12 protein-coding genes are annotated in these 13036 nt (G+C 72.4%); 5 read left to right on the plus strand and 7 right to left on the minus strand.

What is annotated here, in order from left to right:
* Positions 1-131 precede the first annotated feature (131 nt).
* Both G4D87_RS21740 and G4D87_RS21745 read right to left on the minus strand, forming a co-directional pair.
* Positions 132-893 carry an ABC transporter ATP-binding protein gene (locus G4D87_RS21740; RefSeq protein WP_163783980.1) on the minus strand — a complete coding sequence of 254 codons (762 nt, stop codon included), beginning with the start codon at positions 891-893 and terminating at the stop codon, positions 132-134.
* Positions 890-2134 (minus strand): efflux RND transporter periplasmic adaptor subunit, encoded by a 1245-nt coding sequence (locus tag G4D87_RS21745; protein ID WP_163783989.1) that lies wholly within the window; start codon positions 2132-2134, stop codon positions 890-892. The genes G4D87_RS21740 and G4D87_RS21745 overlap by 4 nt, the downstream gene beginning before the upstream one ends.
* A gap of 182 nt (positions 2135-2316) precedes the next feature.
* Between G4D87_RS21745 and G4D87_RS21750 the strand changes: the two genes are divergently transcribed.
* The 3 genes from G4D87_RS21750 to G4D87_RS21760 all read left to right on the plus strand — a co-directional run bounded on the left by G4D87_RS21750 (position 2317) and on the right by G4D87_RS21760 (position 5896).
* A complete protein-coding gene (locus G4D87_RS21750) occupies positions 2317-3885 on the plus strand; it encodes an AMP-binding protein (RefSeq protein WP_163783981.1) in 1569 nt (522 codons plus the stop codon).
* Between the two features lie 101 nt (positions 3886-3986).
* Complete coding sequence (locus tag G4D87_RS21755) at positions 3987-5531, plus strand: ATPase domain-containing protein (protein ID WP_163783982.1); 1545 nt, start codon at positions 3987-3989, stop codon at positions 5529-5531.
* Complete coding sequence (locus tag G4D87_RS21760; protein ID WP_163783983.1) at positions 5528-5896, plus strand: response regulator; 369 nt, start codon at positions 5528-5530, stop codon at positions 5894-5896. The genes G4D87_RS21755 and G4D87_RS21760 overlap by 4 nt, the downstream gene beginning before the upstream one ends.
* On the opposite strand, the gene orn is transcribed toward G4D87_RS21760, so the two are convergent.
* The 4 genes from orn to G4D87_RS39520 form a co-directional block, all read right to left on the minus strand.
* Positions 5893-6444: an oligoribonuclease gene (gene orn, locus G4D87_RS21765; protein WP_163783984.1), complete on the minus strand. Its 552-nt coding sequence runs from the start codon at positions 6442-6444 to the stop codon at positions 5893-5895. The two genes, G4D87_RS21760 and orn, sit on opposite strands and share 4 nt — an antisense overlap.
* A 67-nt stretch (positions 6445-6511) precedes the next feature.
* The gene (locus tag G4D87_RS21770) at positions 6512-7003 is read right to left on the minus strand and encodes an archease (protein ID WP_163783985.1); all 492 of its coding nucleotides are present in this window, start codon (positions 7001-7003) and stop codon (positions 6512-6514) included.
* Positions 7000-7692, minus strand: a complete 693-nt coding sequence (locus G4D87_RS39515; protein WP_163783990.1) for a dienelactone hydrolase family protein — start codon at positions 7690-7692, stop codon at positions 7000-7002. Before G4D87_RS39515 ends, G4D87_RS21770 begins: the two co-directional genes overlap by 4 nt.
* A gap of 26 nt (positions 7693-7718) precedes the next feature.
* Positions 7719-8402, minus strand: a complete 684-nt coding sequence (locus tag G4D87_RS39520) for a phosphoribosyltransferase (protein ID WP_163783986.1) — start codon at positions 8400-8402, stop codon at positions 7719-7721.
* 136 nt (positions 8403-8538) lie between these two features.
* Here G4D87_RS39520 and G4D87_RS21785 point away from each other — a divergent pair, with 136 nt between their 5' ends.
* Both G4D87_RS21785 and G4D87_RS21790 read left to right on the plus strand, forming a co-directional pair.
* Positions 8539-9444, plus strand: a complete 906-nt coding sequence (locus G4D87_RS21785; protein ID WP_163783987.1) for a ribose-phosphate diphosphokinase — start codon at positions 8539-8541, stop codon at positions 9442-9444.
* A gap of 101 nt (positions 9445-9545) precedes the next feature.
* Positions 9546-10298: an enoyl-CoA hydratase gene (locus G4D87_RS21790; protein WP_163783988.1), complete on the plus strand. Its 753-nt coding sequence runs from the start codon at positions 9546-9548 to the stop codon at positions 10296-10298.
* A 66-nt stretch (positions 10299-10364) separates the two neighbouring features.
* On the opposite strand, the gene G4D87_RS21795 is transcribed toward G4D87_RS21790, so the two are convergent.
* Positions 10365-13036, minus strand: a 2672-nt coding sequence (locus G4D87_RS21795) for a M1 family metallopeptidase (RefSeq protein WP_240358480.1), incomplete at its 5' end; no start/stop codon positions are given.

Here is a 13036-nt window from a genome sequence, read left to right on the forward strand (position 1 = left end):
GATTCAGACACGGGGGACACCCATGGGGGGAATGTGCCAGAAACCACCGGCGGCGGTCGCGCGGGAGTTGCGGGCGCCCGGGAGTCTCAAGCGCCCCGCGGCCAGCCGCTGGAAGCGGCCCAAACCCAGCCTCAGCGGCGCTGCTCGTCCTGGACGATGCGGCCGTCGAAGAGGCTCACCGTGCGCGTGGCCACGCGCGCGTGCGCCGGGTCGTGCGTCACCATGCAGATGGTGGCGCCGCCCTTGTGCAGCTCGGAGAGGAGCTGCATCACCGCCTCGCCGTTCTTCGAGTCCAGGTTGCCCGTGGGCTCGTCCGCCAGGAGGATGAGCGGGTCGCCGGCCACCGCGCGCGCCACCGCCACGCGCTGCTGCTGACCGCCGGAGAGCTGCCCCGGCATGTGACGGGCCCGGTGCGCCATGCCCACCTTCTCCAGCGCGCCTTCCACCCGCTGCTTGCGCTCGGCGGCGGGCATGCCCCGGTACGTCAGCGGCAGCTCCACGTTCTCGAACACCGTCAGGTCGCCGATGAGGTTGAAGCTCTGGAAGATGAAGCCGATGTGCCGGTTGCGCACCAGCGCCCGGTCCGTCGCGGACAGGTCCAACACGCTGCGCCCGTCCAGCAGGTAGGCCCCGCGCGTCGCCGTGTCCAGCAGCCCCAGCACCGCCAGCAAGGTGGACTTGCCCGAACCCGACGGGCCGACAATCGCCACCCACTCGCCCTTGCGGACGTTGAGGTGGATGTTGGAGAGCGCGTGCGTCTCCACGTCCTCGGTCTCGAAGACCTTGGTCAATCCGTCCAGGTGGATGAGCCCCTTGCCGGGCTCCACGCTCGCGCCCTCCTGCGCCACCGCGCCTTCCGCGGAAGCAACCGTCTTCGTGTCGTTCGTCATCATCGCAGCCTCACCCGCTCGACCGCGTCCCACGCGGCCATGTCCGACAACACCACCTGGTCACCTTCTTGAAGGCCCTGCAGCACCTCTACCGCGTTCACCGAGCCTCGGCCCAGCTGCACCGGCACGCGGACGGCTTCATCGCTGTCCGGCATCAACCGGAAGAGGGCCATGGTGGCGCCCGGCTGCGCGCCAGCCGGGCGCCCCACGGACAGCACGTCGCCCAGCCGCTCCAGCTCCACCGTGCCCTCCACCGTCAAATCCGGCCGCGCGCCGCGGGGCAGCTCCGCGGGCAGCGACACCTCCACGCGCACCGTGCCCTGGCTCGCCGCGGGCGCCACCCGCGCCACCTGGCCTTCCACCACGCCGTTGCGGGTGTCCACCAGCGCCTTCAGCCCGGGCTGGATGTCGCGCGCCTGCGTCTCCGCGATGCGCAGCTCCGCCTTCAGCCGCTCCGGCTTCACCACCTTCGCCAGCAGCACCCCCGGCGTCACCCACTGGCCCAGCTCCAGCGGCAGGTCCTGGAGCACGCCGTCCTCGCCCGCCAGCACCTTCATCGACTCCACCTGCGCGCGGCGGAAGCGGGCCACCGCCTTCAGGCGCTCCACCTGCCCCTGCTGCGCGGAGAGCTGCTCCTTCATGCTGGAGGCCACGACCTGGAGCTTCTTCTCCTCCAGCGCCAGCCGGCGCTTCAGCTCGACCGTCTTGTCGCGCGTCTGCCGCAGCTCCAGGTCGCCGATGTGCGCCTGCTGGTGGAGGACCTCGTTGGCCTCGGCGCGGCGCGCCGCCTCGGCGGACTCGCTGATGAGCGCCGCCACCATGGCCTCCTGCGCCAGCCGCTGCGTCTCCAGCTCCATGCGCACCTGGATGAGGTCGGCCTCCACGCTGGCCAGCTGGCGCTCGGCCTCCAGGGCCTGGAGCTGCACGTCCGGGTTCGACAGCTCCATCAACAGCGTGTCCGCCGTCACCGTGGCCCCGGGCCGCACGTGGATGCGCTCCACCCGGCCCGCCGTGTCCGCGGTGAGCCAGCGGATGTACTCCGGCACCAGCGTGCCCGCGCCCTTCACCTGGCGCACCATGGGTCCGCGCTTCACCGTGTCCAACCACACCGAGGCCCGCTCCACCGTGGGCGCCGCGGGGCGCAGCCGCGACAGGCCCACCGTCACCACCAGGAGCGCGCACGCTCCACCGATGGCGAGCACCCAGGGCTTGCGACGCGGCTTCTTGGCTTTGGGAATGTCCACGCCCCTGCCCAGAGCGAGGCTCATGCCAAGGCCACGCTCCGCGCCAAGCCCCTGGAATTGCTCAGGGCCGAGGGACGCCGCCCGAAGCGCGTGCCCACTTGCGGAAAGGGCCGTCCCAGAAGCGGACAGCCGCGGGAAGGGGGTGGAGGCCCCTGGAGGCGCCAGGGCTAAGGTGCGCGCCCATGTCGGCCTCCCTTCTCGAAGTGTTCCTGGACCATGCACACCGCGCGCCCGAGCGGCCCCTGCTGACGTTCGAGCAGGAGCGCTTCACCTACGGACAGCTCGCCACGCACGTCACGGCCTTCGCGCGGGGCCTCAAGCAGCGCGGGCTCCAGGCCGGTGAGCGGGTGGCGCTCTTCCTGGAGAACAGCGCCCGCTTCGCCATCGCCTACCTGGGCGTGCAGGCCGCGGGCGGCGTGGTGGTGCTGGTCAACACCGCCTACCGGCAGGTGGAGCTGGCCCACATCCTGTCCGACGCGGAGGTCTGCGGCTGCGTCACCGGCGCGGCGGGCGTCGCCGAGCTGGCGCCGCTGCGGGCCCAGCTGCCCTCGCTCCAGTGGCTCGTCACCGTGGAGCGTCCCGCCCCCGCGCCGCCCGAGTCACTCACGGAGGTCCCCTTCGACACGCTGCTCGCGGAGGGCACCTTGGCCACCGCGCCGCTGGCGACGCCGCGTCCGGAGGACCTGGCGGTGCTGGGCTACACCTCCGGCACCACCGGCCGCTCCAAGGGCGCCATGCTGCTGCACCGCAACCTGCTGGCCAACGTGCGCGCCGTCTCCGAGGCGTGGCGCTGGACGGAGGAAGACAGGCTGCTGCTCACCCTGCCGCTGTTCCACACCCACGGCCTGATGGTGGGCCTGCACGGCACGCTGTTCACCGGCGCCAGCGTGGACCTGCGCCGCCGCTTCAACGCCGCCGAGGTCCTGGCCGCGCTGCGGGACGACGCCTCGCTCACGATGTTCTTCGGCGTGCCCACCCTGTACAGCCGCCTGCTGGAGGAGGCCCGCGCGTCACGCGTGAAGCCGCGCGCGCTGCGCCTGTGGGTGTCCGGCTCGGCGCCGCTCAGCCCCCAGCTCTTCGCGGACGTCGAAGCGGAGCTCGGTGCCCGCATCCTGGAGCGCTATGGGATGACGGAGACCGTCATGAACACCACCAACCCCTACGAGGGCGAGCGACGCCCCGGCACGGTGGGCTTCCCCTACCCCGGCCAGGAGGCGCGCGTGGTGGACGTGCGCACGCGCCAGCCGCTGCCGCGCGGTGAGACGGGCGAAATCGAGATGCGAGGCCCTCACGTCTTCGCCGGGTACTGGCGCCGCCAGGACGCCACCGCCGAGTCCTTCGACGCGGACGGGTGGTTCCGCACGGGCGATTTGGGGGAGGTGGACGCGGACGGATACCTGCGCATCACCGGGCGGGCGCGCGAGCTCATCATCAGCGGCGGCTTCAACGTGTACCCGCGCGAGGTGGAGGAGGTGCTCGCCCTGCACCCGGGCGTCGCCGAGGTCGCGGTGCTGGGCCTGCCGGACGCGGACCTGGGCGAGCAGGTGGTGGCCGTCGTGGTGCCTCACCCGGGCGCGCCCCCGCCGGCGTCCCAGGCCCTGGTGGACTGGTGCAAGGACCGGCTCGCCAGCTTCAAGAAGCCGCGCCAGGTCGTCTTCACGGAGGCGCTGCCGCGCAATGCGTTGGGCAAGGTGCAGAAGCACCTCCTCCGGGCGGCGCTGGTGACACCCGGCACGCACACGGCGCGGTGAGCCGCGCGTCCACCGCACGGTTCCGGACAGAGGCCGCGCAATTGCGTGGCGTCGGCACCTTGCTGGCCTAGGGTTCGCGCCCAGGACGGAAGGAGCATCGTGTGACGGACACCGCTGAGCGGCCGGACGAACCCGACGCGCGCGTCTCCAGCGGCGTGCCAGGGCTGGACGCGCTTATGCGCGGCGGCTTTCTTCGCGGGGGCACGTACATCATCACGGGAGCGCCGGGGACGGGGAAGACCATCCTCGGCAACCAGTTCTGCTTCGCCACCGTGGCCCAGGGTGGGCGCGCCGTCTACCTCACGGTGCTGAGTGAATCCCACGCGCGGATGATGCAGCACCTGCGGAGCATGAACTTCTTCCACCCGGAAGCGGTCGGCCGCGTGCTGAACTACGAAAGCGGCTCCGCCGCCCTCAAGGCGGAAGGGCTGGCGGGACTCGGCAAGCTCATCTTCCGCGCGGTGCGCGAGCACGGCGCCACGGCGCTGGTGGTGGACGGCCTGGTGGCCATGGAGGAGCGCTCCGAGGACCCGCTGCGCCTCCGGGAGTTCCTCCACGGCCTGTGCGTCCACAACGCGCTCGCGGGCTGCACCACGTTGGTGCTCACCGGGCAGCACGGTGGCCCGGCGGACCCGCGCTACACCATGGTGGACGGCGTCATCGCCCTGGCCCAGGAGCGCGTCGGCGTGAAGTCGGTGCGCCTGGTCGAAGTGACGAAGTTCCGCGGCGGTCCGCAGGTCTCCGGCCAGCACGGCTTCCAGATTTCCAATGACGGCCTGTCCATCCATCCCCGCATCGAAGCCGTCCACACGCGGCTGCCCGCGCGCACGCCCGCGACGGACGCGCGGCTCACCTTCGGCCTCCCCGCGCTGGATGAGATGCTCTCCGGCGGCCTGGTGCGGAATTCGTCCACGCTGGTGGCGGGCCCGCCCGGCAGCGGCAAGACGCAGCTGGGGCTGCACTTCCTGATGGAGGGCGCGCGCCGGCAAGAGCCCGGGCTGTACCTCGGCTTCGTGGAGACGCCGTCCCGGCTGGTCAACAGGGCGGAGCGGATGGGACTGGCGCTGGGCGGGCACGTGGATGCGGGCCGGGTCCACCTGGTGTCGCGCGTGGCGGCGGAGACGCAGCCGGACGCGCTGGCCGAGGAGCTGTTCGGGTGGGTGAAACAGCACGGCATCCAGCGGCTGGTGCTGGACGGACTGGAGTCCTTCTGTCAGGAACTCACGGACCCGGAGCGCACGCCCCGCTTCCTCGCCGCCCTCATGTACGAACTGCTCAACCTGGGCGTCACCCCGCTGCTCCTCCAGCAGACGCACGAGCTCGCCGCGCCGGAGGCGGACGCGCGGCTGGACGTGGAGGCGCTCGTCGACAACGTCCTGGTGCTGCGGCTGGTGGCGCTGCGCTCGCGGCGCTACCGCGTGCTCTCCGTGCTGAAGGCGCGGGAGAGCGACCATGACGCGTCCCAGCGCCTGTTCTCCATGACGCCCCGGGGCATCGAGGTCGCGGCGGACAGCGAGGGGGCGGAGGCCCTCTTCAACGGGCAGGCCCCGTCCCAGGCGGCGCCGCCGCGGAAGCCGAAACGCAAGGCAGGGAGCAAACCGGTCCGGCGCGGCAAGCCGTCCCGGCGTGGGGGGCGTGGCGCATGAAGCGGCTTCTCATCGTGGACGACGAGCTGGCCATCGTCGAGGCGCTCCAGGACATCCTGTCCGTGGAGGGCTACGACATCGTCACCGCCTTCAACGGCGCCGAGGGCCTGCACCGCATGGCGGACGCGAAGCCGGACCTGGTGCTGCTGGACTTGATGATGCCCGTCATGGACGGCCGGGAGATGCTGCGCCGCATGCGCGAGGACGCCGGCCTGCGAGGCATCCCCGTGGTGGTGATGAGCGCCGGCCGCATCTCCGACGAGGAGCGCCGCTCCAGCGCGCGCTTCCTCGCCAAGCCCTTCGAGCTGGACGTGCTGCTCGACACCATCGCCGAGCTGCTCGTCGAGCCCCAGCCCCACGCCTAGGCCGGCGTCCCGCGGAAGAGGGTGTCGCGGTAGTACTGAAGCTCCGCGATGCTGGCGCGCACGTCCGCCAGGGCGGTGTGCCCGCTGGGCGCCTTGCGAGGCTCCACCAGGTTCGGGTACCAGGCGCGCGTCAACACCTTGAGGCTCGTCACGTCCACCATGCGGTAGTGCAGATAGCGCTCCAGCATGGGCATGTAGCGGAACAGGAAGCGCCGGTCGGTGTGGATGGAGTTGCCGGCGAGGATGCCCTCGCCCAGGGCGCAGTGCTCGGCGACGAGCGCCATCACGTCCCGCTCCGCCACGCGCAAAGAGGTGCTGGAGGCACGAATCTTCTCCAGGAGCCCGTTGCGGGTGTGCATCTCCCGGACGACGGGCTCCATGCGCAGGAGCACCTCCTCCGGCTGCCAGATGACGCGCTCTATCTCCGCGAGGGGCCGCAAATCCGGACCGGTGATGATGACACCCACCTCGATGATGGAACACGTCTCCGGGTCCAACCCGGTCATCTCCAAATCCAACCAGACGAAGCGCTGCTCACGCGAACTCATGCGGCGGACCCTACCAGCCCGCGCGAGCGCCCGGGGGGCTCATTGCGCCACGTCGCGCGCCCCTGCGTCACAGCTCCACTTCGCACTCGGCCGTCCACAGCCCATCCGCGCCCTGGAACACCCGCGTGTCCACCAGCGACACGCCCCGCACGTCTCGCGCGGAGGCGTGGCGCTCCCGGTCCAACGGCTCACCGAAGGCGTGGCCGAAGAGGCACTTGCCGTCCATGCGCACCGCGAAGCACCGGAAGCCCAGGCGGTGCGCCGCCATCTTTTGGACGATGGCGCGCAGCCAGTCCGCCAGCAGCCGCTCCGGCGCCGTCGCCTCGCACGTCAGCTCCACCTCCTCGCGAACCTCCACCGACGTGGGGTCCACCACCAGCGCGCACAGCGCCACCGCGGCCTGCTCGAAGGCCTCCTCCAGCGAGCGCCCCCGCCCCCGAACCACGCGCTCCGAGCCGCGGGTGAGGTGCTCCCACCGAGGCACCGCCTCGCGCGCCGCCGACGCCTGCCCCGTCTCCATGACGCCTCCTTCGTGGGGATGTCCCGTCGCCAGGCTCACGCGCGCGCCTCCGCGCCGACTCCGCCGAGGAAGCGGAGGAACCACGCGGCGGCCTGGCGGGCCACCTGCTCCAGCGCGCCGGGCTCCTCGAAGAGGTGCGTGGCTCCCGGGATGATTTGGATGCCCTTCAGGCCTTCCATCCGCGCGAGCGACGCCTCGTTCAACTCCAGCACGCCCACGTCCTGCCCGCCAACGAGCAGCAGCGTGGGGGCCTGCACGCGGGGCAGCGCCGGTCCGGCCAGGTCGGGCCGCCCGCCGCGTGACACGACGGCGTGGATGAGGTCCGGATACAGGGCCGCCGCCACGAGCGCCGCCGCGGCGCCGGTGCTGGAGCCGAAGTAGCCCATGCGCAGCGCGGTCAGCGCCGGCTGCCGCCGCGCCCACTCCGTCACCGCCGCCAACCGCCGGGCGAGGAACGGGATGTCGAAGCGCAGCTCCCCGGTGCCCGCGTCCTCCACCTCCTCCTCCTCACCCAGCAGGTCGAACAGCAGCGTGGCCAGCCCCTGCGCGCGCAGCGCTCGCGCCACCGCGCGGTTTCGGGGACTGAAGCGGCTGCTGCCGCTGCCATGGGCGAAGATGACCAGGCCTTCCGCGCCGTCCGGGATGCCCAGGCTGCCCCCCAGCACCACGTCGCCCACCTGGACCTGCACTTCCCGGAGGTCCGGGTCCGTCTTTCCTCCCTGCCACATGTCGTCCATGCCTCCTTGGTTTCGCGTCACATCCAGAAGCCGCCCAGGTCCGTGGACTCGAGGAGCTCGCGCGGCTGCGCGGGCTCCCGGGCGCGCACGAGCAACTGCCGCAGCTCCACGTCCGGCAGCGGCCGGAAGTCGTCGTAGGCCTCCGACGCGTCGCGCATCGCGGGCAGCACCTCCAGGCAGTGCACCGCGTCCGCCTCCGGCCGCGCCCGGGCCAGCCCGTGCGGGGTCCCCACGGGGACGCCCAGCACCAGCCGGGCCGGGTGCCGCCGCCGCAGCACCTGGAGCGCGGCCACCGCCGTGGCGCCCGACACCAGCCCGTCATCCACCAGCAGCACCGTGGCGCCGCTCAGCGAGGGCTCCGAGGTGCCCCGCAGCCGCTGGACCTGAGTGTCCACTTCAGAAGCCTCCGCCCGCGCCCGGCTCCGGGCCTCCACCTCCGACAGGCCCAGGTCCCGCAGCGCGTCCGGGTCCAGGTAGATGCCGCCCCCTTCCGACACCGCGCCCAGCACCGGAATCCGGCCCGGCACGTCCAGGCGGCGGGCGACCCAGACGTCCAGCGGCGCCTCCAGCGCGTGGGCCACCTCGTACGCCACGCGGAGCCCGCCTCGCGCCAGGCCCAGCACGCGCACCTCGCCGCCCCGGTAGGGCAACAGCCGCGCCGCCAGCCGGCGGCCCGCATCTGCTCGGTCCCGAAAGCGCATTGCGTCCTTCCTCCTCCCCACAAGGAAGTCACGGGGCCCGCGGCCTGCGGCGGAGGGCCAGGCGGAGGCCACCCCGCAGGGGTGCTCGCGGGGGAGGCCACCCAGGACGCGCCGTCCGGCCGCCAGGCGCGCTAGGGTGCGGCCCATGGACCCTGTCCTCCTTGTTGGCACGGCGAGCCCCCACCTGGGACGCGCGCTCGGGCAAGCCCTGGGCGTCGCGCCCGCTGACTGCCACTTCGAGCGCTTTCCCGACGGGGAGATGCACGTCGAGGTGCCCGAGCGGGTGCGAGGCCGCACCGTCATCCTGGTGCAGTCCACGACGCCGCCCGCGGGCGAGCACCTGCTGGAGCTGCTGCTGATGGCGGACGCGTGCTGGCGCATGGGCGCCGCCCGCCTGGAAGCCGTGGTGCCCTACCTGGGCTACGCGCGACAGGACCGGCGCGCCAGACCCGGGGAGGCCCTGGGCGGCCGGCTGGTGGCGGACCTGCTGTCACAGGGCCGCTTCGCGCGCGTGCTGGTGGTGGACCTGCACAGCCCCGCGCTGGAGGGCTGCTTCGGCGCGCCGCTGGAGCACCTCACCGCGCTGCCGCTGCTGGCGGACGCGCTGCGCGAGCACGTCACCGACACCTCCGTGGTGGTGGCGCCGGACCTGGGCGCGGTGAAGCGCGCGGAGGCCCTGGCGCGGCTGCTGGACCGGCCGTGGGCGGTGATTCACAAGGTGCGGCTGAGCGGGGACGAGGTCCACGCCAGCGGGCTGATGGGGGAGGTGCGAGGACGCCGCCCGATTCTGGTGGATGACATGGTGTCCACCGGCGGCACGCTGGTCGCCGCGGCGGGCACGCTGCGCGACGCGGGCTGCACGGAGGACTTCACCGTGGTGACGACCCACGCCCTGCTGGTGGGCCCCGCCGCGGAGCGCCTGCGCAACCTGCCGCTCACCTGGCTGGTGAGCACCGACAGCGTGGAGCCCGTCCAGGGGCTGCCGTTCCAGCACCAGGTGGTGACGCTCGCGCCCCTGGTGGCCCGGGCGCTGCGGCCCTGACGGCCCGAGGGGGGCTGGGCGCCTCGACAGCCCCCATCGCCAGGGTGCCGGGTGCCATTCTCCCGCCCCTCCGCACGGAGTCGGTTAGGCTCCCCGGCATCATGTCCGACACGCTGCTGACGAAGCTCGACTCGGGGGTCCTCACCCTCACCTTCAACCGGCCCGAGAAGAAGAACGCCTTCACGCATGCCATGTACGAGGCGGCCACCCGCGCGCTGAAGGACGCGGAGGGCAACGTCGACGTGCGCGCGGTGCTGCTCACCGGCGCGGGCAACGTCTTCACCGCCGGCAACGACATTGGCGACTTCATGGAGCACCCGCCCGCGGGCGAGGACAGCGCCGTGTTCCGCTTCCTGCGCGCGCTGGTGGACGCGGACAAGCCGGTGCTGGCGGCGGTGGACGGCCCGGCGGTGGGCATTGGCACGACGATGCTGCTGCACTGTGACTACGTGGTGGCCAGCGAGCGCGCGCGCTTCCACATGCCCTTCGTCCAGCTGGGGCTGTGCGCGGAGGGCGCCAGCAGCCTGCTCATCCCCAGGACGGCGGGCTTCGCGCTGGCCAGCGAGCTGCTGCTCTTCGGAGAGCCCTTCGACGCGGCCACGGCGCTGCGCGCGGGCATCATCAACAAGGTGGTGCCGGACGCCAGCCTCCAGCAGGTGGCCACCGAGCGCGCCACCACGCTGGCCTCCCGCCCGGCCGAAGCGGTGCGCGTGACGAAGCGGCTGGTTCGCGAGCCCCTGCGCGCCCAGATTCGCGAGACGCTGGCCCGCGAGGGCGGCGAGTTCATCCAGCGCCTCCAGTCCGCCGAGGCGCAGGAGGCCTTCATGTCCTTCATGTCCCGCGGCCGGAAGTAGGGCCCGGCTTGAGCCTCCGGGCCCGGCCACCCCGTGAGGGATGCCGGGCCCGGCCGCCCGCGCGGACTACCGTGACGTGGGCGCCTGCGGCGGACGCGGCGGGGTGCCCTTGGCGAGGAAGGACTCGACGCTGGCCGCCTGCGTCTTCTTCAGCGCGATGCACTGGTCCACGATTTCCAGCACCTGCGCCAGCATCCGGGGGCCACCCGGCGCCTTCGCGTTGCGCTCGGTGAAGAAGTCCTCCATCTGCTGACGCTTGCCCGCATCGCAGAAGTGGCTGCCGACATAGGCCATGCGTCCGGCGGCCTCGATGGGCAGCAGCGCCTCGGGCGAGTCCCCCACCAGGCGGTCGTAGTGCTCCTTCACGAAGTCGAAGGCCACGTCCTGGGTGCGCAGGCCCTGCGAGGCCGCGAACGCCATCCACACCGTCTCACGCGGGTCCAGGCCCTTCTCGAACACCAGGCCCAGGTTCTGCTTCACCAGCGCCGGGTCCGTGAAGCTGCTCAGCGCGCCGATGAGGTGCTGGCGCGTGCGCCGCTCCTTCTCCGAGCGCACCGCCGCGACGAGCTGCTCCCGGAAGGCCGCGTCGTTCTCGGTGGCGGCGATGGCGAGCACCACGTCCACCATCTCCGGCGCGACCGCGCGCTTGTCCTTCAGCCACGTGTTCGCCAGGGCACGCGCCTCCGCGAGCAGCTTCGGGTCCCTGCCTTCCCGGCCCGCCAGCCGCACCAGCCGGGGACGGAGCAGGCGCGTGTCCTCGCTCTCGCCCTTGCGCGGGGTGAAGCCGAGCTGCCGCGCCCGGGGGCCATACGTCTCCCGCAGGAAGCGGGCCCGGTCCTCCAGCTTCTCGTCCGGAAGCAGCCGCGAGCTGGCCAGCTCCAGCAAATCCAACGAGGCCAGGGTGACGACGCGGTCCGGCTCATTCGCCAGGCGGCGCGTCAGGGCCAGGGCCTCGGCGGCGGGAATCGTCCCGGCCAGAGCCAGCGCGCGCACGTCCGTCAGGAACGTCACCTGCTCGGTGCGCGACAGCCGCTTCATCCCGGACTTCGCCAGCTTCGCCGCCGCGTCCCCATCGAGCTGCACCCGGAAGTAGCCGGCGCCCTCCGCGTTGGGGAACACCCAGTCCGGGCACGTCTTCGCCTCGCTCAGGGCCACCTCCGCGCGCTCGCCCTCCAGCAGCGTGCAGGTCCGGGCCTCCTTGCCGCCCGCCGCGTACTCCACGCACACCGGCACCTTCCACGTCTGCGGGCCCGGTGACGTGGCCCCCAGCCGCAGGTAGCGCTGCTGCGTGAGCACCACCTTCGCGCCATCCGCGCCGCACACCAGCGACGCGGTGACGAGCGGCGCCCCGCTCTGGTCCAGGAAGGTCCCCAGCATGCCCGTCACGTCCTTGCCAGACTCGGCGGACACGGCGTCCAGGAAGTCCTTCGCGGTGGCGTTGCCGCCCGCGTGCTTGCGGAAGTAGCGCTGGATGCCGCGCTGGAAGACGTCCCGGCCCAGCCACTCCTCCGTCATGCTGAGCACCGCGGAGCCCTTGCCGTAGGTGATGCCGTCAAAGGCGTTGTGGATGTCGTTGGCGCTTTCAATGGGCTGGCGGATGCGGCGCGCCGACAGGAGGCTGTCCGCGTCCAGGGCCCGGGCGCGGTCGTGCACGCGCTCGACGGGCGCGTCCCAGGCGGGGCGCCAGGACTCGACGAGGCGCGGGGTCATCCACGAGGCGAAGGCCTCGTTGAGCCACAGGTCATCCCACCACTGCATGGTGACCAGGTTGCCGAACCACTGGTGCGCCAGCTCGTGCACCTGCGTGTCGGAGAAGCCGCGCTGGCGGCCCAGCGAGTCCTCCTCCGGCTTCGCGAGGATGAGGCGCGAGTTGAACGTCACCAGGCCCGGGTGCTCCATGGCGCCGCCCAGCAGCGGCACCGCCAGCACGTCCAGCTTCTCGTACGGGTACGGGATGCCGAAGTAGTCCTCCAGCGCGGCCAGGATTTCCGGCGTCACCTTCGCGGCATAGGTCCCCTCCACCGTGCGGCCGCGCGGGGTGATGATGCGCGTCTTCACCTTCTTCTGGCCCGCGTCCGCGGCGGGGAGGAAGTCGAAGGGCCCCACGCCGAAGGCGATGAGGTAGCTGGGCAGCGGCTGCGTGCGCGCGAAGCGGTAGGTGCGGCCACCGTCCGGGCGGGCCTCCTCCGACTCCTGCGGCGTGTTGGTGACGGCCACCACGCCCGCGGGCACGTGGAAGGTGAGCTGCCACGGCACCTTGAAGCCGGGCTCGTCGAAGGAGGGGAACACGCGGCGCGCGTCCACCGGCTCGAACTGGGTGTAGAGGTACCAGTCCCCGCCCTCGTTGACGCGGAAGGCGCCGTCCGTCTCCTTCTCCGACGCGATGCCGTCATAGACGATGCGCAGCGTCGCCGGTCCGGTGGCCAGCGGCTTCGTCAGCGGGAAGCCGAGGAAGTCCTCCTCGCCCCGCACCGGCGTGACGTCGGAGGACGCACCGCCCTGCGTGAGCGTGGCCTTCTTCACGGTGAGGCTCTTGGCGTGCAGCCACACCACGGACGTGGGCTTCGTCACCTCGAGCGCGATGTCCGCCACGCCCTGGAACACGGACACCTTCGGGTCCAGCGTGAGCTCCACCGTGTAGCCGGTGGGGCGCACCTCCGTGGGCAGGCGCAGCTTCGGTGACTGGGGCGTCGCGGGAACGGCCTGTCGTGACGCCTGGGCCGGAGGGGGTTGGGCGG

Origin of the sequence: Myxococcus vastator (genome assembly GCF_010894475.1) — a bacterium.
GTDB lineage: Bacteria > Myxococcota > Myxococcia > Myxococcales > Myxococcaceae > Myxococcus > Myxococcus vastator.

Excerpts from the sequence above, each read along its gene's own strand:
- G4D87_RS21740 (WP_163783980.1), bottom strand. The coding sequence starts at position 893 with ATGATGACGAACGACACGAAGACGGTTGCTTCCGCGGAAGGCGCGGTG.
- G4D87_RS21750 (WP_163783981.1), top strand. The coding sequence starts at position 2,317 with ATGTCGGCCTCCCTTCTCGAAGTGTTCCTGGACCATGCACACCGCGCG.
- G4D87_RS21760 (WP_163783983.1), top strand. The coding sequence starts at position 5,528 with ATGAAGCGGCTTCTCATCGTGGACGACGAGCTGGCCATCGTCGAGGCG.
- orn (WP_163783984.1), bottom strand. The coding sequence starts at position 6,444 with ATGAGTTCGCGTGAGCAGCGCTTCGTCTGGTTGGATTTGGAGATGACC.
- G4D87_RS39515 (WP_163783990.1), bottom strand. The coding sequence starts at position 7,692 with ATGTGGCAGGGAGGAAAGACGGACCCGGACCTCCGGGAAGTGCAGGTC.
- G4D87_RS39520 (WP_163783986.1), bottom strand. The coding sequence starts at position 8,402 with ATGCGCTTTCGGGACCGAGCAGATGCGGGCCGCCGGCTGGCGGCGCGG.
- G4D87_RS21790 (WP_163783988.1), top strand. The coding sequence starts at position 9,546 with ATGTCCGACACGCTGCTGACGAAGCTCGACTCGGGGGTCCTCACCCTC.